At 72.7% G+C, this 26,565-nt stretch carries 27 protein-coding genes; 19 read left to right on the forward strand and 8 right to left on the reverse strand.

Going from position 1 to position 26,565, the window contains the following annotated elements:
* Positions 1 to 117 precede the first annotated feature (117 nt).
* Both ACLQ27_RS15660 and ACLQ27_RS15665 read left to right on the forward strand, forming a co-directional pair.
* Positions 118 to 1,002, forward strand: a complete 885-nt coding sequence (locus ACLQ27_RS15660) for a L,D-transpeptidase family protein (protein ID WP_357491033.1) — start codon at positions 118 to 120, stop codon at positions 1,000 to 1,002.
* A 95-nt stretch (positions 1,003 to 1,097) separates the two neighbouring features.
* The gene (locus tag ACLQ27_RS15665) at positions 1,098 to 1,334 is read left to right on the forward strand and encodes a hypothetical protein (protein WP_234584209.1); all 237 of its coding nucleotides are present in this window, start codon (positions 1,098 to 1,100) and stop codon (positions 1,332 to 1,334) included.
* A 30-nt stretch (positions 1,335 to 1,364) separates the two neighbouring features.
* Here ACLQ27_RS15665 and ACLQ27_RS15670 read toward each other — a convergent pair whose 3' ends face one another.
* Entirely contained in the window at positions 1,365 to 3,848 is a 2,484-nt protein-coding gene (locus tag ACLQ27_RS15670) for a helicase-associated domain-containing protein (RefSeq protein WP_425867298.1), read from the reverse strand.
* Positions 3,849 to 3,932: 84 nt separating this feature from the next.
* On the opposite strand from ACLQ27_RS15670, the gene ACLQ27_RS15675 reads away from it, so the two are divergent.
* Complete coding sequence (locus ACLQ27_RS15675) at positions 3,933 to 4,556, forward strand: HAD family hydrolase (RefSeq protein ID WP_357491030.1); 624 nt, start codon at positions 3,933 to 3,935, stop codon at positions 4,554 to 4,556.
* A 27-nt stretch (positions 4,557 to 4,583) separates the two neighbouring features.
* Positions 4,584 to 4,970 (forward strand): cold-shock protein, encoded by a 387-nt coding sequence (locus ACLQ27_RS15680; protein WP_088986676.1) that lies wholly within the window; start codon positions 4,584 to 4,586, stop codon positions 4,968 to 4,970.
* Here ACLQ27_RS15680 and ACLQ27_RS15685 read toward each other — a convergent pair.
* Positions 4,931 to 5,761, reverse strand: coding sequence for a 1,4-dihydroxy-6-naphthoate synthase (locus tag ACLQ27_RS15685; protein ID WP_357491028.1), 831 nt, complete (start codon positions 5,759 to 5,761; stop codon positions 4,931 to 4,933). The two genes, ACLQ27_RS15680 and ACLQ27_RS15685, sit on opposite strands and share 40 nt — an antisense overlap.
* A 973-nt stretch (positions 5,762 to 6,734) precedes the next feature.
* On the opposite strand from ACLQ27_RS15685, the gene ACLQ27_RS15690 reads away from it, so the two are divergent.
* Positions 6,735 to 7,535, forward strand: coding sequence for a GNAT family N-acetyltransferase (locus tag ACLQ27_RS15690; protein WP_425867299.1), 801 nt, complete (start codon positions 6,735 to 6,737; stop codon positions 7,533 to 7,535).
* On the opposite strand, the gene ACLQ27_RS15695 is transcribed toward ACLQ27_RS15690, so the two are convergent.
* Positions 7,498 to 8,148 carry a futalosine hydrolase gene (locus ACLQ27_RS15695; protein WP_234589019.1) on the reverse strand — a complete coding sequence of 217 codons (651 nt, stop codon included), beginning with the start codon at positions 8,146 to 8,148 and terminating at the stop codon, positions 7,498 to 7,500. The two genes, ACLQ27_RS15690 and ACLQ27_RS15695, sit on opposite strands and share 38 nt — an antisense overlap.
* Positions 8,145 to 9,743 (reverse strand): MFS transporter, encoded by a 1,599-nt coding sequence (locus ACLQ27_RS15700; protein ID WP_425867301.1) that lies wholly within the window; start codon positions 9,741 to 9,743, stop codon positions 8,145 to 8,147. The genes ACLQ27_RS15695 and ACLQ27_RS15700 overlap by 4 nt, the downstream gene beginning before the upstream one ends.
* Between ACLQ27_RS15700 and ACLQ27_RS15705 the strand changes: the two genes are divergently transcribed.
* On the forward strand, positions 9,742 to 10,671 hold the full coding sequence (locus ACLQ27_RS15705; protein WP_425867303.1) for a DUF3027 domain-containing protein: 930 nt from the start codon (positions 9,742 to 9,744) through the stop codon (positions 10,669 to 10,671). The two genes, ACLQ27_RS15700 and ACLQ27_RS15705, sit on opposite strands and share 2 nt — an antisense overlap.
* A gap of 28 nt (positions 10,672 to 10,699) precedes the next feature.
* Here ACLQ27_RS15705 and ACLQ27_RS15710 read toward each other — a convergent pair whose 3' ends face one another.
* Positions 10,700 to 10,945, reverse strand: coding sequence for a DUF2530 domain-containing protein (locus tag ACLQ27_RS15710; protein ID WP_234589025.1), 246 nt, complete (start codon positions 10,943 to 10,945; stop codon positions 10,700 to 10,702).
* An 88-nt stretch (positions 10,946 to 11,033) separates the two neighbouring features.
* Between ACLQ27_RS15710 and ACLQ27_RS15715 the strand changes: the two genes are divergently transcribed.
* The 5 genes from ACLQ27_RS15715 to thpR all read left to right on the forward strand — a co-directional run bounded on the left by ACLQ27_RS15715 (position 11,034) and on the right by thpR (position 15,668).
* Positions 11,034 to 12,512, forward strand: a complete 1,479-nt coding sequence (locus tag ACLQ27_RS15715; protein WP_425867353.1) for an NCS2 family permease — start codon at positions 11,034 to 11,036, stop codon at positions 12,510 to 12,512.
* Positions 12,513 to 12,626: 114 nt separating this feature from the next.
* Positions 12,627 to 13,076, forward strand: coding sequence for a MarR family winged helix-turn-helix transcriptional regulator (locus ACLQ27_RS15720; RefSeq protein ID WP_357491017.1), 450 nt, complete (start codon positions 12,627 to 12,629; stop codon positions 13,074 to 13,076).
* A gap of 70 nt (positions 13,077 to 13,146) precedes the next feature.
* A complete protein-coding gene (locus ACLQ27_RS15725) occupies positions 13,147 to 14,430 on the forward strand; it encodes an MFS transporter (RefSeq protein ID WP_357491015.1) in 1,284 nt (427 codons plus the stop codon).
* Positions 14,431 to 14,568: 138 nt separating this feature from the next.
* Positions 14,569 to 15,078 carry a hypothetical protein gene (locus ACLQ27_RS15730; RefSeq protein ID WP_234589030.1) on the forward strand — a complete coding sequence of 170 codons (510 nt, stop codon included), beginning with the start codon at positions 14,569 to 14,571 and terminating at the stop codon, positions 15,076 to 15,078.
* Between the two features lie 11 nt (positions 15,079 to 15,089).
* Complete coding sequence (gene thpR, locus ACLQ27_RS15735; RefSeq protein ID WP_425867306.1) at positions 15,090 to 15,668, forward strand: RNA 2',3'-cyclic phosphodiesterase; 579 nt, start codon at positions 15,090 to 15,092, stop codon at positions 15,666 to 15,668.
* Between the two features lie 121 nt (positions 15,669 to 15,789).
* On the opposite strand, the gene sepH is transcribed toward thpR, so the two are convergent.
* The 3 genes from sepH to ACLQ27_RS15750 all read right to left on the reverse strand — a co-directional run bounded on the left by sepH (position 15,790) and on the right by ACLQ27_RS15750 (position 19,559).
* Positions 15,790 to 16,872, reverse strand: a complete 1,083-nt coding sequence (gene sepH, locus ACLQ27_RS15740) for a septation protein SepH (RefSeq protein ID WP_234589032.1) — start codon at positions 16,870 to 16,872, stop codon at positions 15,790 to 15,792.
* A gap of 185 nt (positions 16,873 to 17,057) precedes the next feature.
* Entirely contained in the window at positions 17,058 to 18,185 is a 1,128-nt protein-coding gene (gene serC / locus ACLQ27_RS15745; protein WP_357573498.1) for a phosphoserine transaminase, read from the reverse strand.
* 267 nt (positions 18,186 to 18,452) lie between these two features.
* Complete coding sequence (locus tag ACLQ27_RS15750; protein ID WP_234589034.1) at positions 18,453 to 19,559, reverse strand: citrate synthase 2; 1,107 nt, start codon at positions 19,557 to 19,559, stop codon at positions 18,453 to 18,455.
* 193 nt (positions 19,560 to 19,752) lie between these two features.
* Here ACLQ27_RS15750 and pdxH point away from each other — a divergent pair, with 193 nt between their 5' ends.
* From pdxH to ACLQ27_RS15790, 8 genes are all read left to right on the forward strand, one after another.
* Positions 19,753 to 20,469 (forward strand): pyridoxamine 5'-phosphate oxidase, encoded by a 717-nt coding sequence (gene pdxH / locus ACLQ27_RS15755; protein ID WP_425867308.1) that lies wholly within the window; start codon positions 19,753 to 19,755, stop codon positions 20,467 to 20,469.
* A complete protein-coding gene (locus ACLQ27_RS15760; protein ID WP_234589036.1) occupies positions 20,466 to 21,764 on the forward strand; it encodes an MFS transporter in 1,299 nt (432 codons plus the stop codon). The genes pdxH and ACLQ27_RS15760 overlap by 4 nt, the downstream gene beginning before the upstream one ends.
* Before the next feature lie 18 nt (positions 21,765 to 21,782).
* Complete coding sequence (locus ACLQ27_RS15765) at positions 21,783 to 22,712, forward strand: aldose 1-epimerase family protein (RefSeq protein WP_357491006.1); 930 nt, start codon at positions 21,783 to 21,785, stop codon at positions 22,710 to 22,712.
* Entirely contained in the window at positions 22,712 to 23,314 is a 603-nt protein-coding gene (locus tag ACLQ27_RS15770; protein WP_357491004.1) for a nitroreductase family protein, read from the forward strand. The genes ACLQ27_RS15765 and ACLQ27_RS15770 overlap by 1 nt, the downstream gene beginning before the upstream one ends.
* A 188-nt stretch (positions 23,315 to 23,502) precedes the next feature.
* On the forward strand, positions 23,503 to 23,814 hold the full coding sequence (locus tag ACLQ27_RS15775; protein WP_234589042.1) for a type II toxin-antitoxin system VapB family antitoxin: 312 nt from the start codon (positions 23,503 to 23,505) through the stop codon (positions 23,812 to 23,814).
* A 20-nt stretch (positions 23,815 to 23,834) separates the two neighbouring features.
* Positions 23,835 to 24,995 carry an acyl-CoA dehydrogenase family protein gene (locus ACLQ27_RS15780; RefSeq protein WP_357491001.1) on the forward strand — a complete coding sequence of 387 codons (1,161 nt, stop codon included), beginning with the start codon at positions 23,835 to 23,837 and terminating at the stop codon, positions 24,993 to 24,995.
* A gap of 99 nt (positions 24,996 to 25,094) precedes the next feature.
* On the forward strand, positions 25,095 to 25,901 hold the full coding sequence (locus ACLQ27_RS15785; RefSeq protein WP_425867312.1) for a DUF4230 domain-containing protein: 807 nt from the start codon (positions 25,095 to 25,097) through the stop codon (positions 25,899 to 25,901).
* A 127-nt stretch (positions 25,902 to 26,028) separates the two neighbouring features.
* A partial coding sequence (locus ACLQ27_RS15790) for a transposase (protein WP_425867314.1) occupies positions 26,029 to 26,565 on the forward strand: 537 nt, incomplete at its 3' end.

A 26,565-nucleotide genomic window follows, 5' to 3' on the forward strand; every position in this document is an offset into this window, starting at 1 on the left:
TGGCCGACCATCCAGTGTTGCACGGCGGAGAACGTCGAAAGAAAGATGAGCACCGGGTGCAACCAGGACGGCACTCACGAACGTCTAGCAAAGGGACGACTGTCCAGGGGAGGTGCCATGAGGCGTGTCCGGAGCACTTCCCGGCTGGTTGCCCTGGCGGTGGTCGTGCTGGTCGGTGCCGGCGCGTGCACGTTCGATCCGCAGTCCGGTGGGAGTGGTGGCGGGGGAGCCGCCCCGGTCGGTGCGGCGGAACAGGCAACGGGGGCGAGCGGCACGTCCGGGCCGGGCCAGCGCGGCCGGCCCACGCCGGCCGCGCCCACCCCGAAACCCTCCCGGAAACCCACGCCGAAGCCGACCCGCACGGCGTCGACCCCGACCCCGACCCCGAGCACCGGTACGCCGACAGTCGCCGGTTGCCCGCAGGGCCAGCACCAGCGAGCCGTGGAGACGTACCTCGCCCGGCTGGGCGGGTTCGGGGCCGTCACGGTCGATGGTCGGCAGTCCGCCGCCGACTGCGCCGCCATCAAGAAGTTCCAGAAGAGGTACGGCATTCGCCCCGTCGAGGGACGCGCCGGACCGACCACCCTGGACGTGGCCCAGCGACTCGCCACCACCGACACGAAAAGCTGCAAGGCCGGCACCGGCACCACCTTCTGCGTGGACCTGACCCGGCAGACCGTGTGGGCGGTCCGGGGCGGCAAGGTGATCATGGCGCCGACGGTGACGCGCACCGGCATGTCCGGCTACCGCACCCCGTCCGGCACCTACACCGTCAACTACCGGAATCCGAAGGAGTGGTCCAACCCGTACGAGGTGTGGCTGCCGTACTGGCAGCACTTCACCCAGGGCATGGGGTTCCACGAGACCACTACCTACCTGCACGACAAGTCGATCGGCTCGCACGGCTGCGTCAACCTGCTGCACGCCGACGCCGTCCGGATGTGGGAGCTGGGCAAGGTCGGCACCCGGGTGGTGCTGATCGGCCGCCGCCCCGGCACCTGAACATCCCGCCCGACTCGGGGTTTATCCCCTGTCACAGCCGTCCCGGGAGTGACACTCTTGGGAGTCCAGGGCCGCACCGGGCGGGGAGGCTGGGCATGACGGTCGACCGTGACGTGATCGCAGAGCATGAACACGCGCCACCCGACGAGGTGTCCCGCGCGACAGTGGTCGCGTACGCCCTCGCCGCGGCGCTCCTCGTCGGGTGGTTCCTCTTCGGCTGGCTGGTGCTGCGGCAGGGCTTCGTCGACTCGGTCGGTGAGTCCGCCGGCGCCGGCTTCGCCCTGTTGCTGGCCGTCTCGGTGGTCGGCACCTTTCGCCGCAGCCGCCGCTGAGCAAACACACCAGCGGCGGCTGAGCCCTGTTCAGTCCGCCAGCACCGCCGCCGTGATCCGGTGCAGCGCGAAGGTGTGCAGCATCTCGGTCCGCTCGTCCTCGGCCCGCAGGTAGCCGGCGCCGATCGACACCGGCTTGACCAGCCGGGACGCGGTCGCCCCGTGGGCGTCGACGTACCCGACCCAGACCAGCGCCTTGTCGCGGACAGCCTGCTGGAGCACGGCAAGTGCCTCGCTGTGCGTGTGCGCGGGCACCGGGCCACCGCCCAGCCCTGCCGCCCCGCCCCGGACGACGGCAGGCGCCCGGCGGGCCGCCCGCGCCGCAGCGTCGCCCCGCCGGATGTGCTCCACCACCCCGAGCAGCCGGGGCATCGGCAGCTTCGGGGCGGCCAGCGGATCGAGCGTCCTGGTGGTCACCGCGACCCGTGCCGGAGCACGCCGGATCCGGGGTCGGGACAACATCGTGCCGCCCGTGCCGTCCTCCTGCACCGGCGCGTACCCGGCGTCCCGCAGCGCGCCCAGCAGCCGGCTGACCTGGTACGGGGTGCTCAGCACCGTCGGCGCCAGCCGTCGCAGCGTCAACGACTCCAACCGCCGGTCGGCCAGCACCTCGGTGAGCAGCGCCTCGTCGTCGCTGCGCAGGTACGCCCCGGCCGACCCGACCCGCAGCCCACCGTGCTTACGGGCCACGTCGTCCACCAGGTAGCTGAGCCCCTGCGGCACCGGGGTACGCGAGCGTCGCCGGAACAGCTCGTGCAGGTCGTCGGCCGTGTAACCGGCGTCCAGCGCCCTCCGCACGCTCGCCGTGGTGACCCGGTGCACACTCGCCCCACCGGCCGACTCGGGTTCGGTGGTCGCCTCCAACTCGGCGGCCAGCGCCGGCTCGGGCGGCCCCGGCACCACCACGGTCAGGTCGGCCTGCACCAGGAAGTGATCGACCGGGGCGGGCAGCAGCGCGTCCAACGCCCGCGCGGCACTGGACGGATCGCCGCTCTCCGCGTCCATGTGCAACCCCAGGGGGTCGCCGCCCGGCTCGTCGGCCGACGTCAGCTCGCCCAGCAACAACCGCCCGTACGAGGTGAGCGCCCCCAAGCCGGTCACGCCGAGCTGCGCCGCCTCGGCCAGCACCTCCCGGTGGGCGGCCTCCCGACCCCGGCTGCGCCGCGGCGCCCGCCAGTCCAGCAGGGCCTGCACCTCCTCGGCGGTGGGCGCGGTCGCCGGCTCCAGGTCGGCGAGCACACCGAGCACCGCCCGCCGGGTGGCCGGAGCACCGGCCCGCTCGGCTTCGGCGGACAGCGCGGTGATCGGCCGGTCCCGGTCGTCACGCCTACCGACCAGGCCGACCTGGCGGGTCATCGTCAGCCAGGCGTGGGCCAGGTGCTCCCACCGTTGGGCCAGCGAGGCGGCCCGCCACACCTCGTACCCGCCGGTCGGCAGCACCTGCTGATCCGCCCCGTACCGGCCGGTGGTCGAACCGGGCAGCTCCAGCTCACCGGCGAGCCCCGCCGCGTACGCCACCTCCAGCAGCAGCGCGGTGGTCGGCTCGTCCAGGCCGGCGGTACGCGCCAGCCGGCGCAGGTCCCGGACGCCGATGCCGCCGGAGCGCAGCACCGGCGCGGGTTCGGCGGCGAGCTGCTCCAATAGCCCCTCGGTGTGCCGGACCACCTCCATCGTCTGCCCGGCGCCGGCCGAGTCGACCGCCTTGGGCTCGCGGGGCGCGGTGGCCACCGGCGGCGGGCTGGTGCGCAGCGGCCCGAGCGGGCCACTGTCGCGGCGCAGCAGGAGCCCCACCTCGCGGGGCAGCTCGACCGTGCCGCTGGCCGTCGACGAGCCGGCCGAGACGCTGACCAGCAGCCGGTTGTCGACCAGCCAGCGCACCGGCGAGCCGGTCGGCGCACCACCGTTGGTCGGGTCGGCGAGGACGGCGTCCTGCGCGCCGATCGGCGGTGCCTGCAACGCGCCCGGGGGCACGCTGCCCACGGGTGGTCCGGCCGCCAACCGGTCCAGGATCGCCCGGGCCGACGGGGGTGCCGCGAGCAGCGTCCGGCGCAGTTTCGCCGGGTCCGCGCAGAGCGCGGCCGTGCGCGGGTCCAGCTCCGCGGCGGGTCGGCCGAGGCCAGCGGGGTACGGGGAGACCTCGTCGACGGCCGGCACCACGTGCAGGGCGTGTTCGGGGCCGTACAGCAGGAAGAGCGCCCTCAGCCGGTTGACGGCGGCGCGGACGGCCGTCGGCGCCGGCGGGTGCGGCCCGGTGGTCGCCATGGCGAGCACGGCGTCGGTGGCCGTGGTGCCCTCGTCCGGGTGCCGGGTGAGCCGGGCGGCGTCGAGGATTCCGAGGGTGAACTGGTCCAGCCCGTCCAGGGCCCGGGCCACCGAGACCCGGGACTGGGCGCGGATGGCCAGGGCGGAGACGTCGGCCGGCACGGGCACGACGAGGTCCGGCCGGAGCTGGAGGAGCGCGGCCAGCGACTCGTCGGGCAGCGACCGCAGGTGGTCGGCGAGTGAGGTGGTCATCGTCTTTCCACGCTAGCCCGGGGTGGGGCTGTCGCGCCCCTCGGACGTCCGGCCGGTAGGCGGTCGCCCGGTAGGTTTCTCGACATGCGCGCGCTGACCGTCGGATTCGATCTCGACATGACCCTGGTTGACTCCCGGCCCGGCATCGCCGCGGCCTATCGCGCGCTGACTGCCAGGACGGGCGTACCGGTGGACGCTGACCTGGCCGTGTCCCGGCTCGGCCCGCCGCTGCGCACCGAGATCGCGCACTGGTTCCCGCCGGAGCAGGTCGAGTCGGCCGTGCTGGTGTACCGGGAGCTGTATCCGGCGTACGCCATCACGCCGACGGTGCCGCTGCCCGGGGCGCGGGAGGCGATCGACGCGATCCGTGCCCGGGGCGGAAGGGTGCTCGTCGTCACGTCCAAGATCGGCCGACTGGCCCGGTTGCACCTGGACCACCTCGGCCTCGTGGTGGACGAGCTGGCCGGTGACCTGTTCGCCGAGCAGAAGGCGACCGCGCTGAGCGAGCACGGCGCGACCCACTACGTCGGTGACCACGTGGCGGACATGGTGGCGGCGGGTGTGGCGGGGGTGCCGGGAATCGCTGTCGCGACCGGGCCGTGCTCCCCGGATGAGCTGCGTGCGGCGGGGGCGAGCGTGGTGCTGGACGATCTCACCGGATTCCCAGCGGCGCTCGACGGCATGATCCAGCTAGCCTGGGAGCAGTAGCGGCTCAAGTGAAGCAGGGGTTTTCAGGTGCCTACGGGTCGAGTGAAGTGGTACGACACGGCCAAGGGATACGGCTTCGTCACCAGTGACGAGGGCGGCGACGTGTTTCTGCCCAAGGGTGCTCTGCCGGCGGGCGTCACCGACCTCAAGGGTGGTCAGCGGGTCGACTTCAGCGTGGTGGACAGCCGCCGGGGCGCGCAGGCCATGGGCGTAAAGCTGCTGGACGCGCCGCCGTCGATGGCGGAGCTGCGACGTCGGCCGGCCGAGGAGCTGCATGGTCTCGTCGAGGACATGATCAAGGTGCTGGAGGCGAAGGTCCAGCCGGACCTGCGCCGGGGCCGTTACCCGGACAAGAAGACGGCGCAGAAGATCGCTCAGCTGGTCCACGCGGTGGCGCGCGAGCTGGAGGTCTGAGGCACCAGGCCGGCGGTGGCGGCGCGGTCGAGGAGCGCCGTCACCGCGGCGAAGCCGGCCTCGCCCAGGTCGGCAGTGAACTCGTTGACGTAGAGGCCGATGTGCCGGTCCACCACGTCGAGTTCCATCTCCTGGGCGTGCGCGAGCACGTACTCCCGGCTGGCCGCCGGATCCGCCCAGGCCTGCCGGACGGACTCGCGAATCCATCCGGCCGCTTCCACCGGGTCCACGGCGCCGCGCCGGGTCAGGATCGCGCCGAGAGGGATGGGCAGCCCGGTGTCGGCCTCCCACCATTCGCCGAGGTCGACGAGCGCGGTCAGGCCGTGCCGGTGGTAGGTGAACCGCGCCTCGTGGATGACCAGCCCAGCGTCGTAGCGACCGGCCGCGACGCCCGGCATGATCTCGTGGAACGGCACCACCTCGATCCGAGCCGGTGCCTGCCCGGCTGACCAGAGCCGGAACAGCAGGTACGCCGTCGTCCGATCACCGGGCACCGCCACCGTGGCACCGGTCAGGTCGGCGCGGTCACCCCTGGTGAGAACCAGCGGCCCACACCCGCGACCGAGCGCGCCCCCGCAGGGCAGCAGGTGGTAGTCGTCGAGCAGCCAGGGCAGCGCCGCGTAGCTGACCTTCACCAGGTCGAACGCGCCCCGCTCGGCCGCCGTGTTGGTGACGTCCACGTCGGCGTACGTCACCTCGACCGGCGGCGCACCGGGCACCCGCCCGTGCACCAGGGCGTCGAAGACGAACGTGTCGTTGGGGCAGGGCGAGATCGCAAGGGAGAGCGCCACGCCCTCACGTTAGCCCCGCCCCCGGCCAGCAGCCCGCGCGCACCCCGCCCACTGTGATCCACGACGGCCCGCCCCGCCCGGGCCCGCCCCGGCCCTGCCCCCCGCCCCGCCCGGCCCGCCCCGCCCGGGCCCGCCCCGCCCGGGCCCGCCCCGCCCGGGCCCGGCCGCCCGGGCCCGGCCCGGCCCGGAGGCGGCCTTCCGGCCTCTCGGGCTCTTGGCCTCGGGCTCTCGGCCTCCCGGCGTCCTGGCTTTCCGGCGTCCTGGCCTCCCGGCGTCCTGGTCTTCCGGCGTCCTGGCCTCTCGGCCTCCCGGCGGGCGCCGGCAGTGTCCCCGTCGGGCTGGGCGGGGTGCTTCCGTTCAGCTCAGGCGGGGTGCTCGGCCGGCCTTCGGTCGAGGTGGGTGAGGTCACGTCGCGCCCTGTCGAGCTGCCCCACACATGGGGCGAGGTGACCGCCTGCGGCGAGCGGTGGCGGCGGTGGCGCGGGCGGTGAGCGGGCGCCGAGGGGCGATCTTGGTGGCTCGTCCCGCCCCATTCATGGGGCAGCTCGACAGGGCCCGACGGACTCGACAGGGCCCGACCGACCCGATCCACGAGGGCACCCACGGCATCCAGGCGCTTGGCTCGGCAGGGCCCGACCCGCTCGGCAGGGCCCCGACGGACTCGGCGGGGCCCGACCGGCTCGGCGGGGCCCGACCGGCTCGGCGGGGCCCGACCGGCTCGGCGGGGCCCGACCGGCTCGGCAGGGCCCCGACCGACTCGGCAGGGCCTGATGGATTCGGCAGCAGCCCGACCGAGGGGATACCCACAGCAGAGGTGACGTTGTCCACATGGTTATCCACAGGCGGAAGGAGGCCTGTTGACGGCGTTCGCCGGGCAGAAAACCATGGGTGGGTGGCAGTCGGAGGGGATGCGATCGATGTGGGCGCTGCGCTTCGTGATCTTCGTCGGCGTGCCGATCTGAGCCAGCGGGAGTTGGCTGAGCGGGCCGGCGTCCCGAAGAGCACGCTGGCGCGGATCGAGGCCGGTCAGGGTGGCGGGCCAGCCTTTCGAACGGTGGCGCGGCTGGTCGCGGCCGCGGGGGGCGAGCTCGCGCTCCGTCTGCCCGGCGACGAGCCCTCCACCGCGGGCGGCGGGCTGCTGGGTCTGCCGGCCGACGAGCCACGGGACGAGGCTGACCGTCGGTACCCGGCCCACCTCGACGTCCGGCGGGTCCGCACCCTCAGGGACTGGCCGGGCGCCTGGTGGGCGCACTCGTACACGCTCCCGGAGAAGTTGTGGCCGGTGCGGGTTCCGGAGTTGACGTACGACCTGGACCGGAAGCGGCGGGACTTGCGGCGGTGGCGGTCGGAGGCGCGTGCGCGGGTGGTCTTCCGGCGCGCGTCCGACGGGCTGCCGTCCACGTCCTGGCGGTTCCTCGCCGAGGTGCCCGGCGGCGGGCCGGTCGGTGAGCTGCGGGCCCATGAGCGGAGCGTCGATCTGCTCCTGGGCGAGGATCTGGACGACCGGCGTGAGCTGGTGCTGGAAGGTGTGGTCGTTGCCCCGGGCCTGCGGTTGCTTGGCATCGGGCGGCGGCTTGTCGAGCTGTTGGCGGAGGAGATGACACGGGCCGGCATTCGCGCCGCGCACGCGGTCGCCGAGTTGTTCGTCGACCGCGAGTTCCTTCTCGCCTGTGGGTTCGAGCTGCAGGCGACCAGACCGTCGGCGCTGATGCTCGAGGTGTGCGGAGTGCACTCGGTCAGCGCAGCGCCGGAGCTGCCGTCGTCAGCGCGGTGAGGGCCTCGCGCAGCCGCCAGGCGTCGCGGTCGCGGGGGCCGATGGGGTTGGAGATGGTGCGCAGCTCGACGAAGGGCACCCCGGCCTGCGCGGCGGCGACCGCGACCCCGTACCCCTCCATGGCCTCCGCGACCGCCTCCGGATGCCGACGGCGCAGCTCATCGGTGCTGGCGGCGGTGCCGGTGACCGTGCTGACGGTGAGCACCGGGCCGGCCGTAGCCGACGGCAGGGCCGCCCGGAGTGCCGCGAGCAGGCCCGGGTCCGCGGGCACCACGCTGCCTCCGCCGAGGAGCGCGGGCGGCATGCCCAGCTCGTCGATTCCGATGAAGCCGTCGGGTGACTCGGCGCCCAGGTCGGCGGCGACGCTGGCGGTGCCGAGCACCGTGTCGCCGACCGAGGCCCGCCCGGTGAAGCCGCCGGCCACGCCGGCGCTGACCACCGCGCGGTACGGGCGACCGGCCGCCTCGGCCAGGGCCAGCAGCCGTGCGGTGGCGGCACCCGCGACCGCCGGGCCCACCCCGACCGGGGCGACGGTGACGCTGGGGTCGGTCAGCCCGGCCCGTACGGCGTCCGCCTCGGCCGGCACCGCCGTCACCACCAGCAGGCCGGTCACGAGAGTGAGCCGGGGGACTCCCGGCGGGTCTCGTCGTCCGCTCCGCCGCCCGGGCCGCCGACGGACGAGGAGGGGCGGTAGATGTGGTAGCCCGGTGGCGCCAGCCCCGGCTCGTCGTGCTGCGGCGAGTGGGCCTGGGTGGGAGCCGGCGAGGTGGGGGCGACATCCGCGGGCTCGGTCACCGGCTCGTCCTCGGCCAGCTCGTCGTCAGCCAGCGGCCGGCCGGCGAGCTTCTCGGCGCGTAGCCGAGCGGCGACCAGCACCCCCCGGACGGCGGCCAGGATGCCCACGCCGGCGGCGACAGCGATGCCGGTGCGGCCGTCGAACGGGACCAGCCCGAGCCCACCACCGACGACGAAGGCGAGCATCAGGACCGTCTCGGAGTGGGCGAAGGAACTGGCCCGCAGCCGCTCCGGGATGCGCTCCTGGATCGAGGCGTCCACGGCGAGTTTGGCCACCCCACTGACCAGCGCGGTCACCAGACAGAGCAGGGCCACCATCAGCAGCGAGAACTGGATGACGGCGAGCACCGCCACCCCCGCCACGATGATCATGCTGCTGGACTGGATGGCGGTCGGGCGGTGGATGCGCAACCGGGTGCCGACGGCGGTCGCCAGGAAGCTGCCGACGGCCAGCGCGCCGCCCACCAGGCCCAGCGCCCACTCCGCGCCCAGATCCCGGCCGAACACGTCGGTGGTCAGGTCGCCCTTCTTGATGGCGAAGGCGAGGAACAGCAGCAGGAAGCCGTACACCGCGCGCAGCGTCGCGGCGCCGATCAGGGTGGCGATCACCAGCCGACCGGCGGGTCGGCCCCGGCCCAGCGGCCGGTCTCCGCGGCGGCTCAGCGCGCGCAGCGCGCGGGGGACCCGCTCCGGTGGCTCCGAGTCCGCCTTTGGCGGCAGCCGCAGGGAGATCACCATGCCGATCAGGAAGATCACCGATGCGACGCGCAGCGGCCACTGCGGCCCGAACCAGAAGGCCGCCAACCCGATCGGGGCCACCAGCGCCCCCGCCACCGTGCCGTAGACGCTGGCCCGTGCTCCGACCTGGGAGAGGCCCAGCCCTTCCGGCAGCAGCCGGGGCACCGCCGCGGACCGGGCCACGCCGTACGCACGCGACAGCGCGAGCACACCGAACGCGGCCGGATAGAGCCCGAAGCCGTGGATGTAGTCGGAGATCAGCCAGGCCAGGAACGCCCGGCCGAGCATGGTCGCGGCCAGCGCGTACCGCCGGCCGTGCCGGAAGTGGTCCAGCAGCGGGCCCACCACGGGGGCGAGCATCGCGAACGGCACCATGGTCACGAGCAGGTAGAGCGCGACCTTGCTGCGGGCCTCGCCGAGCGGCACGTTGAAGAAGATCGTCCCGGCCAGACCGATGGCGATTAGCGTGTCGCCCGCGCACGAGACGGCGTGCAGATCGAACAGGCGGATCATGCCGACCTCGCCGCCGGCGCCCCGCGTCCGGGCCCGACCGGCCCGGCGGGTCACCCAGCGGCCGCTGCCCACCGAACCACGCAGGAGCAGTCGGACGGCCCGGATGCCGGTGCCGACGGTCCGCCCGAGGACGGATCGCCCGGAGCGGGAGTACGGCGGCATGTGCACCATCCTCGCCCATCTGATCCAGGTACGCCGCACCACTGCGGTGAAAGGTTCCCCGGGAGTCCCTGTCACCCCTGCGGGGAGCATGGGGAACAATGGTCGGGTGACCAGGCCCGCCTCCACCCGTGCCGCCCGTCTCGACCAGGTCTGCGCCGCCGCCGTCGAGGTGGCCCGCGCTGGCATCACCGAGGTGGACGCCGACGACGTCGGCGACCACCTGCAGGTCGTGGCCGAGGGTGAACGGCTGGTCACCCACTACTTCGAATGCCGTCTCGCCGGCTACCGCGGCTGGCGCTGGGCGGTCACCGTCACCCGTGTGGCGCGCAGCCGGACGGTGACCATCTGCGAGACGGTGCTGCTGCCCGGCCCGGATGCGCTGCTCGCGCCCGGCTGGCTGCCCTGGCAGGAGCGGCTCAAGCCGGGTGACCTCGGCCCTGGTGACCTGCTGCCGACGTCTCCGGAGGACGAGCGGCTGGTCCCCGGCTATCTGCTCTCCGACGATCCCGCGGTCGAGGAGACGGCCTGGGAGTTGGGTCTCGGCCGGGCGCGGGTCCTCTCCCGGGAGGGCCGTGCCGACGCGGCGCAGCGCTGGTACGACGGCGATCACGGCCCTTCGGCGGCCATCTCCACCGCCGCTCCGGCCGCCGCCCGCTGCGGCACCTGTGGCTTCTACCTGCCGCTGGCGGGTGCGATGCGCCAGGCGTTCGGGGCGTGCGGCAACTTCTACGCCCCGGACGACGGCCGGGTGGTCAGCGCCGACCATGGTTGCGGCGCCCACTCCGAGACGCTGATCGAGGCCGCCGAGACCGCCGTGGAGGATCTCCCGACGGTGTACGACGACAGCGCGGTCGAGGCCATGTCGGTCAGCCGTGGGCCGGGCTCGGTGGAGTCGGCCGAGCCGGCGGAGCCGTACGGGCACCCCTGAGCGTTCGCGCCGGCGTAGCCCGGTGCGCTCAGTTCGCGCGGCGGCGGCGTCGGTTGGCGTCGTGACGCAGCATGACGGCGAGGCCGGGGAATCCCCACAGGAAACCGGCCAGGCAGGTCCAGAGCCAGTTCTCGTGGTGGTGCTCGGTCAGCCAGCCCCGGAAGAAGACCAGCAGCACCAGCCCGACGACCGCCCATGCGATCAGCCCGGCGACGGCGAACGGCACCATCGGTGGGTCCAGCGGCGCGGGGCGCGGTGGCTGGTCGTTCGGCATCGGGCAAGCGTACGCGATCCGCTTCCCCTGCCCGTCGGTGATCTGGGACGATGCGCGCGACAACCGGAAGATCACCTGCGAGGACCTGATGGCAGTATTGCCGCCCGAGAACGGCACACCTCCCGACCCCGCTCACCCGCGTAACGGCTTCGACCGGTTCTTCGAGATCTCCGCCCGCGGCTCGACGTTGAGCCGTGAGGTACGCGGTGGCCTGGCGACCTTCTTCACGATGGCGTACATCGTGGTGCTCAATCCTTTGATCCTGGGCGGTGCCGTCGACGGTGACGGCAAGTCCCTCCCGATTCCGGCGCTGGCGGCGGCGACCGCGCTGGTCGCCGGCCTGATGACCATCCTGATGGGTGTGGTCGGCCGGTTCCCGCTGGCGCTCGCGGCGGGCCTGGGCGTGAACGCCCTGGTGGCGTACGAGATCGCCCCCGAGATGACCTGGGCCGACGCGATGGGCCTGGTGGTGATCGAGGGTGTGATCATCGCGGTGCTGGTGCTCACCGGTCTGCGTACCGCGGTGTTCCACGCGGTGCCCACGCAGATGAAGACGGCGATCGGCGTCGGTATCGGCCTTTTCCTGACCATCATCGGCCTGGTGGACGCCGGCTTCGTCCGGCGGATCCCGGACGTCGCGAACACCACAGTGCCGGTCGGCCTGGGCATCGGCGGCAAGCTGGTGAGCTGGCCGCTGCTGGTCTTCGTGGTGGGCCTGCTGCTCACGTTGGTGCTGGTGGTGCGTCGGGTCAAGGGCGCGATCCTGATCGGGATCCTGACCTCCACGGTGCTTGCCGTCATCGTCGAGGCGATCGCCAACATCGGCCCGTCGTTCGTCGACGGGAAGCCCAACCCGAAGGGCTGGGCGCTGAACGTGCCGGAGCTGCCCAAGACGGTGGTGGACGTGCCGGACCTGTCGCTGCTCGGCAAGTTCAACGTGCTCGACTCGTGGGGCCGGGCCGGCTGGGTGGTCGTGCTGATGTTCGTCTTCACCCTGTTGATCACGGACTTCTTCGACACCATGGGCACGATGGTGGCGGTCGGTCAGGAGGGTGGCCTGCTCGACGAGCGGGGCACCCCGCCGAAGGCCAAGGAGATCCTGCTTGTCGACTCGATCGCGGCGGCGGCCGGTGGTGCGGCCAGCACCTCCAGCAACACGTCGTACATCGAGAGTGCCGCAGGTGTCGGGGAGGGTGCCCGGACCGGCGTGGCCAGCCTGGTCACCGGCGTTCTCTTCCTGCTGGCGATGTTCCTGGCGCCGCTGGTGGTGATCGTGCCGTTCGAGGCGGCGTCGACGGCCCTGGTGGTGGTCGGTTTCCTGATGATGACCGCGGTGCGGACGATCGACTGGTCCGACTACGAGATCGCCATTCCGGCGTTCCTCACCATCGTGCTGATGCCGTTCACCTACTCGATCTCCAACGGGATCGGCGCCGGTCTGATCACCTTCGTGGTGGTCAAGCTGGCGCGGGGTAAGGCCCGGGAGATCCACCCGCTGCTGTACGGGGTGGCCGTGCTCTTCGTGCTGTACTTCCTGCGCGGGCCCATCGAGTCGCTGGTGCTCTGAGGCCGTCCGGGCGGGGGGTCGATCGTGATTCCCCGCCCGGAGCAGCACAAACATCCTCGTGAGCCTGGTCATAACGGATGTCGTTAGCCAGGCTCATTAGTTAAGCTAACTAACGTGATGGAGCGGACGGTGACGGCGGAACGCGTGCCACCGGCGCAGCTGGCTCCCCAGTTGCGAGATGCGATCACCCGACTCAACCGGCGGGTCCGACGGGCCCGGCCGGTCGGCGACCTCACGGTCACCCAGGTCTCCGCGCTCACCAGCCTGCGGCTGGCGGGCGCGATGACGCCCCGGGAACTGGCCGAGGTCGAACGGGTGCAGCCACCGACGATGACCAAGATCGTCGCGAAGTTGGAGGACCGCGGCCTCGTGCGGCGGACCCCCCATCCGACCGACGGTCGGCAGGTCATCCTCGCGGCGACCGAAGGAGGGCAGGCCGTGCTCGACCAGTTCGAGCGGGCCCGCGACGAATGGCTGGCCCACCGGCTGGCCGCGCTCGACGAGGACCAACGGGAGACCCTGCACAGGGCCGCCGAGATTCTCCAGCAGCTCGCTCGCGCCTGAGCCCGCGCGCGCCACTCCGGCCGTGCCGTCACCTGTCGATGACGCGTACGTCCGAGGAGGCGCACCAAGAGTGCAGGCCAAGCTGAGCACGATGTTCCAGTCCCTACAGGTCCGCAACTACCGGCTCTTCGCAACCGGACAACTGATCAAACTGATCGGTGTCTGGATGATGTTCATCGCCCAGGACTGGCTCGTCCTCGACCTCTCCGACAACTCGGCGACCGCGCTCGGCGTGGTGACCGCGTGTCAGTTCACCCCGGTGCTGCTGCTCACCCTGTTCTCCGGCCGGCTCGCCGACCGCTACGACAAGCGGGTGCTGCTGTTCGCCGCCAACGCCTTCTGGACGGTGCTGGCGCTCGGTATGTCCGTGCTGGTCCTCACCGACCTGGTGCAGCTCTGGCACGTCTTCGCGTTCGCCGCGCTGCTCGGCACCGCCAACGCCGTGGAGACCCCGGTCCGTCAGGCGTTCGTCTCCGAACTGGTCGGCACGCCGCTGCTGCCCAACGCGTTGTCGCTGAACGCCGCCGTGTTCAACTCGGCGCGGATCGTCGGCCCGGCGGTCGCCGGCCTGGCGATCGCCGCCTTCGACGTGGGCCCGGTGTTCCTCTTCACCGCGCTCAGCTCGGTCGCGCCGCTGGTCAACGTGGTCCGGATGCGGACGAGCGAACTGCACCGCGACGCGCTCCCACCGCGCGACGAGCGGGCGTCCGCGAAGGTCGTCGACGGGCTGCGGTACGTGTGGCGCCGCCCGGACCTGCTGTTGCCGATGGCGGTCATGTCGGTGATCGGCATGTCGCTGTTCAACTTCCAGCTCACCCTCGCCGCGCTTGCCAAGACGGTCTTCCACACCGGTGCCGCCTCGTTCGGCCTGTTCAGCACGGCGCTGGCGGTCGGCGCGCTCGGCGGGGCTCTCAGCGGCACCGGCCGACGCAGTCGGCCCTCGGTGTGGCTGGTGCTCGGCGCCGCGGTCGCATGCGCCAGCTTCGGCACCCTGGTCGGCTTCGCGGGGACGTACTGGCTGGTCGTGGCCCTGCTCGTGCCCACCGGCTTCTTCATGGTCTTCTTCGCCCAGGCCGCCAACCAGCGCGTGCAGCTCGGGGTGGACGCCGCCTTCCGGGGACGGGTGATGGCCCTGTGGGTGCTGGTGTTCCTGGGCACCAACCCGGTCGGCGCACCGCTCATCGGCTGGATCGCCGAGCGCTTCGGCGCCGGGGCGAGCATCTGGATGGGCGGGCTGGTCTCGCTGGCCACCGCGCTGATCGCGCTCACCTGGCAACTGCGCCGCTCCGGTGCGCGACTGCGCTTCCGGGTGCTGCCCATGCCCCGCTTCTACGTGACCTCCGCCGACTGCTGAGCTACCTGAAGGGCCCCTTCCGGTCGGAACGGGGCCCTTCGTGCACGCTCGGCAAACCTGGGGAAGTCCCGATCGGCGGATAGCGCGGATGCAGCCAAATCGCTGGCGAGGTGGCACGACGGGGCTTAGCGTCGATATGTGGGAGTCGAACGCGCGCTGATGCTTGCCCTGGCGTTCCTCGCCGTGGCCAGCCTCCCGGCGGCGTTCGCCCTGCTCTTCTGCGCCGACGAGATCATCGACCGGGTCGTCTGCGGCTGGTCCGAGTGGCGCGAGAGCCGGCGGGAGCGCCGCACCATCGCCCGCCTAGACCGGGCCATCGAAGCCGACGCGCTGACCCGCGACATCGACCTCAGCGAGTTCGACCGCACCGACCGTCGCCCGTTGGAACAGCTCGCCGCCGACCTGCGTCGCCTCGGCGGGCAGCGGCTCGGCGGCACCGGCCGGTCGATGGTCTGGCACGGCGCTGTCGTCCAGGCGTACGACGACCGGCTCCGGCTGGCCTGCCGCGCCCTCGGGATCACCGAGCACCTCACCGAGTTGTCCGGCGTCGACCAGGAGATCGAACGGGTACGGGTGGAGGGCGTCCTGCACGCCGCCGGTCTGACCCTGCCGGCGGCCCGGGCCGGGCACCGGCAACGGCACCGCTGACCGGCCGGTCGGTGCGGCTCTTCGTCGCGGTCTACCCGCCCATGGAGGCGGTCACCCACCTCGGCGCACGGGTGGCCCGTCTGTGCGTCGCGGCGGCGGCCGCCGCGGGCGTCCGGGTCCGGCTCGCCGACCCGGTGAACCTGCACCTCACCCTGGCCTTCCTCGGTGACGTCGAGGCCGCCCGGCTGGTCGAGGTGCAGGGCGCGCTCGGGCTCGCCGCGCTGTGGTTCCGCGACGGCCGGGACGCCCCGCCCCGGCTGAGTCTCGGCGGCGGCGGGGTGTTCGGCGACGGCCGGCACACAGTGCTCTGGGTGGATGCTCGCGGCGACGTCGAGGCGCTGCACGATCTGGCCCGACTGATCCGGGATCGGCTGCGCCGCGCCGGGCTGGCGTACGACGACAAGCCGTTCCGCCCGCACCTGACCGTGGCCCGGCCCGGCGACCGGGTCGAGCCGGCAGCCGTCGACGCCGATCGGGCTGCCCTGGACGACTATCAGGGACCCCAGTGGTCGGCCGACGAACTGGTGCTGGTCCGCAGTCACCAGGGGCCGGAGCCGCGCTACGAGCGTCTGGCCGCCTGGGCGCTGTGACGATCCACTCCGGATCGCCGATGTCGGGGCGTCAACCGCACGGGACACCGCGACATCGACGATCTCGGGAGCGGACCACCGTGAGTCGGCGGGGCCGTCCGCCGCCCTCCGACGTCGAGCGTCAGGAGGACTCGCGGGCGGCCGGGCCGCTGCCGAAGAGCACGTCGTCCCAGCTCGGCAGGCGCTTGCGCGGCTTGCCGCTGGCGTCGGTGGACTCGCCACCGGCCGCCGCCGCGGCCGTGCCGGTCCGGCGGGGCCGCAGCACCGCCAGCGACGGAACGGCCGGGACCTCCTTGGGCGCGTCCGAATCGTCGTCGAAGGCCGAGCCCTGGCCACCACCGAGCAGCGCGGCGGCACCGCCGCCGACCGGCCGCTGCCGGGGCGCGTCCGACCCGGCCAGAGCAGCCGGGGTACGCGGTTCCAGCCCACGCCCCGACGACGCGCCGAGGGGACGGTCCAGCGAGGCGAGCAGGGCGTCCCGACCGGCCCGGATCGGGTCCCGACCCGGACGCGGGTGCTCGGACGCGGCCGGCAACCCGTGCCCACCACGACTCGGCTCACCACGCGACGGGCCGGGCAGGCCGTGCCCACCCCGCTCCGGCGCCGGCTCCTGGCCGAGGATCGGCGTGGGTCGCTCGGCGCACAGGTACTGCGCCATGTCGTCGTGCGGCGTGACCGCCTGCCGGGTCTTGTCGAGATCCCAGATGGCCTGCGCGGTGGCCTTGCCGGACGGCCAGGTGGCGATGATCCGCCAGGTGCCGTCCTCACGCCGGTACGCGTCCCAGGAGATCTTCTCGGTGTCGATGCCGTGCTGGCTCAGCCGGCCGTTGACCACCTCGGCGAGGGGGGTCGGCTTCTCCGCGCCCTTGAGCCGGGTGCGACGGGCGTGCTGGGCGAGCATCGCCCGCTCCTGAAGCACCGGGCCGGCGTAACGCAGGACCCGGTCGACGGGCACCCCGGCGATCCGGGCGACGTCCTCGGCGGACTCACCGGAACGGATGCGGGCCTGGATGTCGCGAGGGGACAGCGAGGGAATCGGGTCGGCGGCCGTGGGCGCCACCGCGAGCGGCGGAGCGCCGGGCTCCGCGTGCAACGCGCCGGCGATCCGCTCGTCGATCGGAAGGGCGAGCAGGCGCCCGACCTCGTCGGCGAGCACAAGAGCATGGCCGTCCTCGGAGAGGGCGACGAAGCGTACTGGGCGCATAGCGTTGCCTCCGTCCCGCTTCGCTGGCCGCACGCCACGAGTCGGCCACCCAGGCGTCTCGGACCACCGTACGCGCATCTGTCTCGGGGTGGGGGAAGCGACACCCCGCATGTCGCGACTGAGCTGCGGCGATGATCACGGTGGGTGTCCATCGAGGCCCCGACGGACACCCACCGTGACGATGCTCAGAGGCGCTCGACGACGTAGTCGATCGACGCGGTCAGCGCCTCGACATCGGCCGGCTCGACGGCCGGGAACAGGGCCACCCGCAACTGGTTGCGGCCGAGCTTGCGGTACGGCTCGGTGTCGACGATGCCGTTGGCGCGCAGCGCCTTGGCGATCGCGGTGGCGTCCACCCCGTCGGCGAAGTCGATTGTCGCGACCACGTTGGACCGCAGCGCCGGGTCGGTGACGAACGGGGTGGCCACCGTGGACCGCTCCGCCCAGCCGTACACCGTGGCGGCGCTCTCCGCCGTGCGCTTGGCTGCCCAGGACAGACCGCCCTGCGCGTTCATCCAGTCGGTCTGCTCGGCCGCGAGGAAGATGGTGGCCAGCGCCGGGGTGTTGTACGTCTGCTCCAGCCGCGAGTTGTCGATCGCGGTCACCAGGTCCAGGAAGGCCGGGATGTAGCGCCCCGACGCCTTGATCTCGGCGGCCCGGTCCAGCGCGGCCGGCGACATCAGGGCCAGCCAGAGGCCGCCGTCGGAGCCGAAGCACTTCTGCGGCGCGAAGTAGTAGACGTCGGTCTCGCCGACGTTGACCTCCAGGCCACCGGCGCCCGAGGTGGCGTCGACCAGGAGCAGCGAGCCCTCGTCCGCACCGGCCACCCGGCTGATCGGCACGGCCACGCCGGTCGAGGTCTCGTTGTGCGGCGTCGCGTACACGTCCACGCCGGCCTCGGCGACCAGGGCCGGCGCGCTGCCCGCAGCGGCCTTGCGGACGGTCGGCTCACCCAGGAACGGAGCGTCGGAGACCGACTTGGCGAACTTCGCGCCGAACTCGCCGAAGCTGGCGAACTGGGCACGGTCGCGGACGAGGCCGAAGGTGGCGACCTCCCAGAACGCCGTGGTGCCGCCGTTGCCGATCACGACCTCGTAGCCCTCGGGCAGCGAGAAGAACTCGGCGATGCCGGAGCGCAGCCGGGCCACCTGGTCGCGGACCGTCTTCTGCCGGTGCGACGTGCCCAGGTAGCTGGTCGCCACCTCGGCGAGCGCGGACACGGCCGCCGGACGGACCTTGGACGGGCCGCAGCCGAAACGTCCGTCGGCGGGCTTGATCTCGTCGGGAATCCGGATGATCGGTGCGTCAGCCACGGTCTTGAAGGTCCTTCCGCATGGGCGAGGGCGGGCTCGGCGCGGACCGGCGGCGGGCGCGTACGCGGGCGCACGGCGGCCGGGATCCGTACCGGCGATCCGGCGACACTGCCGACCCTCATCCTCGCACCCGGTCCGGGCCGGGGAAGTCGGGGTCCCGAGGGCCGGCCTGAGTCCTTCGCCACACCGGGGCGTCGATCGCCCGGCGCGGCGTACGGAAAGGGCCCCTCCGGACGTGGGGACGTCCGAAGGGGCCCTCGATGCCGGTCAGACGCCGTGCGGGATGGCGCTCCAGCCCTCGACGTCGCTGGGCTTGCGGGTGTTCGGGCCGACGTAGCGGGCGGACGGGCGGACCAGCCGCTGCAGGCGCTTCTGCTCCAGGATGTGCGCGCTCCAGCCGCCCATCCGGGCGCAGGTGAACATCGAGGTGAACATGTGCGCCGGCACCTCGGCGAAGTCCAGCACCACTGCCGACCAGAACTCGACGTTGGTGGCCAGCACCCGGTCCGGGCGGCGGGCCTGAAGCTCGGCGAGGGCGGCCTTCTCCAGCGCCTCGGCGATCTCGAAGCGCGGTGCGCCCAGCTCCTTGGCGGTGCGCCGGAGCACACGGGCGCGCGGGTCCTCGGCGCGGTAGACGCGGTGGCCGAAGCCCATCAGCCGCTCGCCGCGGTCCAGGACACCCTTGACGTAGCCCTCCGCGTCGCCGCTGCGCTCCACGGCCTCCAGCATGCTGAGCACGCGGGACGGAGCGCCGCCGTGCAGCGGCCCGGAGAGGGCGCCGATGCCCGACGAGATGCAGGCCGCCGCGTCCGCCCCGGTGGAGGCGACGATGCGGGCGGTGAAGGTGGAGGCGTTCAGGCCGTGCTCGGCGGCCGAGATGAAGTACGCGTCGACGGCCTTGACGTGCCGCGGGTCGGGCTCGCCCCGCCAGCGCTTCATGAACCGCTCGACGATGGTCTGCGCCTTGTCGATCTCCTTCTGCGGCACCGCCGGCAGGCCGAGACCACGGGCGGACTGCGCGACGAACGAGAGCGCGGTCACCGACACCCGGGCGAGGTCCTCGCGGGCCTGCTCGTCGGAGATGTCCAGCAGCTGGCTGAGCCCCCAGTACGGCGCCAGCATCGCGACCGCCGACTGCACGTCGACCCGGATGTCGCCGGAGTGCACCGGCACCGGGAACGGCTCCGCCGGCGGCAGGCCCGGCCCGAACCGGCCGTCGACCAGGAGCGCCCACACGTTGCCGAACGAGACCTGGCCGATCAGATCCTCGATGTCGACCCCGCGATAGCGCAGCGCGCCACCCTCGCGGTCGGGTTCGGCGATCTCGGTCTCGAAGGCTACGACGCCCTCCAGACCGGGTTTGAAATCGGCCATGTCGCTCTCCTGGATCTGGTCGGTGCGCCTGATCAGCTGAGCCGGCCCGGTCGGCCGGGCGCCTTAGGCGACCCTCAGGGATGTGTTCGGAACATCTTGCCTGCTGCGTAACCGGATATGCGACCCGCTGCGACTGTGCTGCACACGACATCCCCGGACGCGCATTCTCCGCGCCACTCGGTGAGACTGGGCGATGCGGACTGGCCAGCGCGGAAGGGTGCTCGTCGGATCGCTGAAAAGGAGTGGGGACGTGACGGGCGACACACCAGCCCCGGCCGCGATGCGTAACGAGTACGCCGCGGACCTGGGCCTGACCGAAGCTGACCTGGCCGCCGACTGGCACCGCCAGTTCGACAGCTGGTTCGCCGACGCGGTGGCCTTCGGGCTGCCCGAGCCGAACGCGATGGTGGTGGGCACCGCCGACGCCGCCGGCCGGCCCAGCGGCCGGACGGTGCTGCTCAAGGGGTACGACCCCGAGGGCTTCGTCTTCTTCACCAACCACCTCTCCCGCAAGGGCGTCGAGGCGTCCGCCAACCCGTACGCCAGCCTGGTCTTTCCGTGGTTTCCCATGCAGCGGCAGGTGGTGGTCGCCGGGTCGATCGCCCCGGTCGATCAGGCGGTGACCGAGTCGTACTTCGCGAGCCGGCCACGCGGCTCGCAGGTGGGCGCCTGGGCCAGCCCGCAGTCGCAGGTGGTGCCGGACCGGGCCGCGCTGGAAGAGCGCTACCGGGAGGTGGCCGAGCGGTTCGACGACGCGACGGTCATCCCGCCTCCGCCGCACTGGGGTGGTCTGCGCGTCCGGCCGGAGTCGGTGGAGTTCTGGCAGGGGCGGGCCGGTCGGCTGCACGACCGCCTGCGCTTCCGTCGTGTCGACGGAAGCGACTGGATCGTCGAGCGGCTGGCGCCGTGACGGGTGTGCAGGAGGCCCGGCCGCGCGGAGCGCGCCGCTGGGCGATCGACGTCCGTCCGCTGCGGGTTCCGGCGTACCGCCGGTTGTGGCTCGGCAACACGGTGGCGATGTTCGGCTTCCAGTTCACCGCCGTCGCGGTGCCGGTGGAGATGTACGCCCTGACCCGGGACTCGTTCTGGGTCGGTCTGCTGGGTGTGGCTGCCTTCGTACCCCTGCTGATCTTCGGGCTCTGGGGTGGCGCGGTCGCCGACGCCCGCGACCGCCGTGCGGTGCTGCTCGGCGGCTCATTGTTGCTCTGGGCATCCACTCTCGGTCTGCTGGTCCAGGCGCTGCTGAACGTGGGCAGCCCGGTGCTGTTGCTGGCGTTGATGGCGGTGCAGTCGGTGGCCTTCGCGATCACCTCGCCGGCCCGCAGCGCCATGCTGCCCCGGCTGGTGCCCGACGATCTGGTCGCGTCCGCCACCACCCTGAACTACACGACCTTCACCGCCGCCTCGGTAGCCGGCCCGCTCGCCGCCGGTCTGATCCTCTCCGCCTCGCCGGACACCACTGTGGTGCTGCCGATCGCGTACGGGTTGGACGCGGTGCTGTTCACCGCCATGCTCTGGGCCGCGCTGCGGCTGCCCTCGCTCCCACCCGAGCCGACCGCGGACGGCCAGGCCCGGCGTGCCGGCCTGGCCAGCGTGATCGACGGATTCCGGTACCTCGCCACCACGCCGGTGCTGCTGCTCTCCTTCGGCGTGGACCTGATCGCGATGATCCTGGCCATGCCGAGGGCGCTGTTCCCGGAGATCGCCCACGAGCGGTTCGGCGGCGGCGGCTCGGTCGGCCTGCTCTACAGCGCCATCGCCATCGGCTCCATGATCGGCGGGCTGACCTCCGGCTGGATCGGTCGACTCCGCCGGCAGGGGGTCGGCCTGGTGGTCGCGGTCGTCGGCTGGGGACTGGCGATCGCCGCGGCCGGGCTGGCCCACCAGCTCTGGCTGATGGTCCTGCTGCTCGCTGTGGCCGGCGCCGCCGACCTGGTCAGCGCCGTACTGCGCCAGTCCATGCTGCTGGTGTACGCGCCGGACCGGATGCGCGGTCGGCTCCAGGGCGTCAACACGGTGGTGGTGGCCGGTGGTCCGCGCCTGGGTGACCTGCGGGCCGGCACCATGGCCGCCGGGCTCGGCGGAGGTGTGGCCTGGGTCGCCGGCGGGCTCGCCTCGGCGGTGCTCGTGGTGGTGCTCGCGGTCGCCTTCCCGGCGCTGCTGCGCTACCGGGCCACGACGGCGTCGAGCGGCGACCGGCCGTGACCGGTTAGGGTCGCCGGCATGGAAAGCCCCGACCAGCGCCCCTTCTCCGGCGCACAGTGGACCATCGCCGCCGCGGGCCACGAGGCAGTCATCGTGGAGGTGGGCGGCGGGCTGCGGACGTACCGGCACGACGGCGTCGACCTGCTCGACGGCTACCGCACCGACGAGGTCTGCCCCGGCTGCGCCGGGCAGGTGCTCGCGCCCTGGCCGAACCGGATCCGCGACGGTCGCTACCCGTTCGCCGACCGGACGCACCAGCTCGCGCTGACCGAGCCGGAGCGGCACGTCGCCATCCACGGCCTGGTCAACTGGGTGCCGTGGCGGCTGCTGGAGCAGTCCGCGGACGCGGTGACCCTCGGCTACGACCTGCCGCCGCAGCCCGGCTACGAGTGGCCGCTGCGGCTGGTCAGCCGGTGGAGTGTGAGCGCGGACGGTCTTCGGGCCGAGCACGAGGTGACCAACATCGGCGCCGAGGTGGCCCCGTTCGGCTTCTCGGTGCACCCGTACCTGCAACTGCCGGGTGTCGCGGTGGACGACCTGGTCATGCGGCTGCCGGCGCGTACGCGTGTGCTGGTGGACGGTCGGCTGCTGCCGGTCGGGGTGACCCCGGTGGCCGGCACCGAGTACGACTGGACCAGCCCGCGTCGGATCGGCGGCGCGGAGCTGGACCTCTGCTTCGGCGAGGTGATCCGCGACGCCGACGGCGGTTCCTCGGTGAGCCTGGCCGCGCCGGACTCCTCGTCCGGGGTGAGCATCTGGGCGGACGCGGAGTTCGGCTGGTGGCAGGTGTTCACCGGGGACGCGCTGACCGGCGAGCGGCACCGGCGTTCGGTGGCGATCGAGCCGATGACCTGCCCGCCGGACGCGTTCCGCTCGGGCAAGGACCTGCTCACGCTCAAGCCCGGCACGACCTGGCGTGGTGCCTGGGGCATCCGTCCCGGGGCCTGATGGAGTTCGCCGAGGTCGTCCGCCGCCGACGGATGGTGCGCAACTACGACCCGGACCGTCAGGTCCCGCCCGACGTGGTGGATCGGCTGCTCGACCACGCCGTGCGCGCCCCGTCGGCCGGCTTCGCCCAGGGCTGGGGTTTCCTGGTGTTGGAGGAGGCGGCCGACCGGGAGCGGTTCTGGGCCGCCACCACGCCGGAGGGTGGCGGGCGGGAGCGCTGGCTGGCCGGTATGCGCCGCGCTCCCCTCATCGTGGTGCCGCACGCCAACGAGTCGGCCTACCTGCAGCGGTACGCGGAGCCGGACAAGGGCTGGACGGACCGGTCGACCGACCGCTGGCCGGTGCCCTACTGGTACGTGGACACCGGCTTCGCCGCGCTCCTGATGCTGCTCACCGCCGTCGACGAGGGGCTGGGGGCGTGCTTCTTCGGGATTCCGCCGCAGCGGCTCGCCGCCTACCGGGACGCGTTCGGCGTGCCGGCGGAGTACCACCCCATCGGTGCCGTCACAATCGGTTACCGCGCGCCCGACCATCGGTCACCATCGCTGCGCCGAGGGCGGCGCGAAATGGACGAGGTGGTGCGGCGCGGGCGGTGGAGTTGAGTGCGGCGTCCCGTTCGTCGGAGTTGAGGATCGGGCGAGCGATAGCGAAACTGACATCAGGGAGCAGAACGTCGCGTGCGCTGGGCCGCTAGGCTGGCACGGTCATCGGTGCCGCGCCGCGCGGTGCCCGCCGCGGCCCGGCTCGGCGTCGTCGGTCGGCCCGGCCACGGGGAGGGGAGCGTGCCGTCGTGATCTTCAGAGCGGTCCGGGACGGGCGTCCCTATCCGGAGCACAACCTCACGCTCAAGCAGTGGGCGGAGATCCCGCCCCGTCCCCTGCGCCTGGACCAGTTGATCACCACCAAGCGTGAGCTGGCGCTCGACAAGCTCCTCGCCGAGGATTCGACCTTCTACGGCGACCTGTTTCCGCACGTGGTCCAGTGGAACGGCGGGCTCTACCTGGAGGACGGGCTGCACCGCGCCCTGCGTGCCGCCCTGCAGCAGCGCAACCAGATCCATGCCCGCGTGCTGGTGCTCTCGGGTGCGGGCGATCCCGCCTGAGGCTTCGTTAAGGTGACGGCATGACTGCCCTCGATCTGCTCGACCTGGACCCGTCGCTCAGCGAGGAGGAGCGGCAGATCCGCGACGTCGTCCGCCAGCTCGTCGACGAACGGGTCCGCCCACACGTCGCCGAGTGGTACGAGCAGGGTCGCGTCCCGGCCCGCGAGCTGGCCCGGGAGTTCGGCAAACTCGGCCTGCTCGGCATGCACCTGAGCGGCTACGGCTGCGCCGGCGCCTCCGCCGTCGCGTACGGGCTGGCCTGCCAGGAACTGGAGGCCGGCGACTCCGGGCTCCGCTCACTGGTCTCGGTGCAGGGCTCCCTGGCCATGTACGCCATCTGGCGCTACGGCAGCGAGGAGCAGAAGCAGCGCTGGCTGCCGGCGATGGCGACCGGCGAGGCGATCGGCTGCTTCGGCCTCACCGAACCCGACCACGGCTCCGACCCGGCGTCCATGACCACCCGGGCCCGCCGCGACGGCGACGACTGGATGCTCACCGGCGCCAAGATGTGGATCACCAACGCCCCGATCGCCGACGTGGCGGTCATCTGGGCGCGCACCGACGAGGGCGTCCGCGGTTTCGCCGTACCCATGGACACGCCCGGCGTCACGGCCCGCGAGATCAGCCGCAAGATGTCGCTGCGCGCGTCGGTGACCGGCGAGATCGTGCTCGACGACGTCCGGCTCCCCGCCGACGCCCAACTGCCCGAGGCGGTCGGGCTCAAGGCCCCGCTGAGCTGCCTGACCGAGGCCCGGTACGGCATCGTCTGGGGCTCGCTCGGCGCGGCACGGGACTGCCTGGAGACCGCCCTGTCGTACGCCACCAGCCGCACCCAGTTCGGTCGGCCGCTGGCCGGGTTCCAGCTCACCCAGGCCAAGCTCGCCGACATGGCCGTCGAACTGGTCAAGGGTCAACTGCTCGCGCTGCACCTCGGCCGGCTCGCCGACGACGGCCGGCTGCGCCCCGAGCAGGTCAGCGTGGGCAAGCTGAACAACGTGCGGGAGGCCCTGGCCATCGCCCGGCAGTGCCGCACCATCCTCGGCGCCAACGGCGTCTCCGGGGAGTACCCGGTGATGCGGCACGCGAACAACCTGGAGAGCGTCCTGACGTACGAGGGCACGTCCGAGATCCACCAGCTCGTCGTCGGGCAGCGGCTCACCGGGCTCTCTGCCTTCGCCTGACCTGCCCGTTTACGCATTCCGGCCGCTCGCCGCGCGCCTGTCGTACGGGGGCCGTACCGTCATTGACAGACGACGTGTCTGACGAGGACGGTGAGTGTGATGGCCCGCGACGCTGGCATCAACGAGCCCACGAGGGAGTTCCCCGGTTACCCGACCGGCGACGACCTCAAGGAGCGCTCGGCCGCGACACCCGACCCGACTCCGGACGGGCCGGGCGGCACCGACGGCCCCCCGAGCGGTGGTGCCGGCCCAGGCGGTGGGTCCGGTGGTGCGGCCCGCGGGCTGCTCCTGCTGCTCGGCGCCGCCGCGCTGGCAGTGGTGGTGCTGCTCGGTGTGCAGGTGACCGGTTTCCTGCCCGATTTCCGTAACCCGTTCGCCAAGGAGCAGACCGACCGCAGCCAGCCGCCGCTGCTGAAGTCGATCCAGGATCTCAGTCGCTACGTCGCCGCCGAGGGCAACTTCCAGGTCGTCGTCGACACCCAGAACGACCGGCGCAACGTCCCGGACTTCCTGCTCAACGAACGCACCCTGTTCGTCGGGGCCGGCAGCGTCGAGGCGTACGTCGACTTCACCAAGATCGGTGAGGGTGCGATCGTGCAGTCCGCCGACGGCAAGTCGGTCGAGATCAAGCTGCCCGCGCCGCAGCTCGGCGAGACCAACCTCGACATGGAGAAGAGCTACGTCTTCGCCGAGCAGCGCGGCCTGCTCAACCGGCTCGGCGACCTGGTCGGCAACGACCCCAACCGGCAGCAGCAGGTCTACCAGCTGGCCGAGGAACGGATCACCGCCGCCGCCCGGGACAGCGGGCTCTCGGCCCGCGCCGAAGAGAACACCCGCAAGATGCTGGAGGGGCTGCTGCGCTCGCTGGGCTTCCAGCAGGTGACGGTCACCTACACGGCCCCCTGACCCCGGCGCTTCGGCTCTCGGGCATCGTCAGCACCTCGACGCCCGGGCGCCGTCTCTGGGCCGTCCTCGGCAGGTGCTCACCCGCCCGGGCCGCGCGTGCAGCGGCTCCCGCACCCCCCGGCGGCCCGTGCTCGTCATCCGTCCCCGCCGGCGGCCCGCCGCCGGCGGGGTGCGCGATGCGCAGATCTTGGACAGTTTCCGTCAGCTGGGCGGGCTCAACCGATGGTTGCAACACCCTTTCGTGATCGTCGTTGGGGTGGTTATGGCGTCGAGGTTGAGTCCGCTGGAGCGGGAGCAGATCGGGTTGGGTCGGGCTGCGGGTGAGTCGTTGGGGTCGATCGCGCGGCGGTTGGGGCGGTCGGTGTCGACGATCTCGCGGGAGGTGGGTCGGTTCGAGCGTTATGGGCAGCGGTATCAGCCGTTGATGGCGCAGTGGGCGTCGTTTCTGCGGCATAACCGCTCTGGTCGGGTGCCGCGGTTGGCTGGTGACGGGCCGTTGCGGGCGGTGGTGCTGGATATGCTGCGGCGACGTCGTTCGCCGCAGCAGATCAGTGCTCGGTTGCGGGCGCAGTTCCCGGACATGCCGGAGATGTGGGTGTCGCACGAGACGATTTATCAGGCGATCTACCTGCAGGCGCGGGGGAACTTGCGGGCGGAGTTGACG

The sequence above is a fragment of the Micromonospora sp. DT63 genome, assembly GCF_049841615.1.
Classification (GTDB): domain Bacteria; phylum Actinomycetota; class Actinomycetes; order Mycobacteriales; family Micromonosporaceae; genus Micromonospora.